The sequence below is a fragment of the Streptomyces mangrovisoli genome (genome assembly GCF_000974985.2).
Lineage (GTDB): Bacteria > Actinomycetota > Actinomycetes > Streptomycetales > Streptomycetaceae > Streptomyces > Streptomyces mangrovisoli.
On the sequence record NZ_LAVA02000197.1, the window covers coordinates 1 to 476 of the forward strand.

The following is a 476-nucleotide window of genomic DNA, read 5'->3' on the forward strand; positions in this document are numbered from 1 at the left end:
ATGTGTGCCGGGAGGAGGGCAGGGGGTAGGCCGGGTGGTAGGTGACGGCGGAGTGGTCCGGCCCAGCGTCTGGTGGAACATCGCCTGGGTCTGGTCGGCTTGCAGGGGCTGGAGTGCGTGGTCGGTGAAGACCCAGCCGCGTACGGTTTCCGCACCGTCGGGGGTGAAGGTGCCGAGGACGAGGCTGCCGGTGTGGAGGGCCAGGCCGAGGGCCACGGCTTCGGTGATGTCGGCGGCTTCCGTGATGGTGCCGGCCCAGAGGGCGTTGTCCTGGTCGCCGAGGACCTGGAACCGGGTGGAGGCGATGACCGGTTCGCTGTTTCCGTCGCCGACGGCGATGGTGAGGAGGTGGTTCCTGCGCCGGCGCCGAACATCAGCTCGCTGACGGTGTCTGCGGCGGGGAGCAGGAGCGCGGCCATGCGTTCCCGGATCTGCGGGGAATCTAAGAAGCCGTTGCTCTATCGATCTTGGTGTGC

General features: G+C 68.5%; 1 protein-coding gene. It reads left to right on the forward strand.

Annotated features, from left to right (window positions below; all coding sequences use genetic code 11):
• Nucleotides 1-72 precede the first annotated feature (72 nt).
• The coding region (locus tag WN71_RS41685; protein WP_143074946.1) for a hypothetical protein at nucleotides 73-476 on the forward strand (404 nt) is incomplete at its 3' end.